Annotated in this window: 1 protein-coding gene; it reads left to right on the top strand. The window is 72.1% G+C overall.

What is annotated here, in order from left to right; genetic code table 11:
- Positions 1 to 326, top strand: a 326-nt coding sequence (locus ACCD11_RS28395) for a secretin N-terminal domain-containing protein (RefSeq protein ID WP_413316474.1), incomplete at both ends; no start/stop codon positions are given.

Genomic DNA, 326 nt, shown 5'->3' with positions numbered 1-326 from the left:
CCCAGCGAAAGCAGCAACGGCGCGGCCGGCAACATCTACGTGGTCTACCTGAAGAACGCCGATGCGGTGCGGCTGGCGGCCACGCTGCGCGCCGCGATGGCGGCGAACCAGCAGAGCACCACGCCGGGCGCAGCCGGTGGCGCAGGCGGCGGTGCCGTGCCGCAGCAGAGCGCGCCGCAGGCCATGCAGGTGAACCTGAACAACAACCAGGGCGGCGGCTCGGCCGCGGCCAACGCCCCGCTCAACAATGCCAACCAGCCCTCCACCGGCGGCCAGATCCAGGCCGACCCGTCGACCAACTCGCTGATCATCACGGCGCCCGAGCC

The organism is Variovorax sp. Varisp36 (assembly GCF_047304235.1).
GTDB lineage: Bacteria > Pseudomonadota > Gammaproteobacteria > Burkholderiales > Burkholderiaceae_C > Variovorax.
Note: the sequence above shows the minus strand (reverse complement) of the source record. Positions and strands in the feature narration are given on the sequence as shown.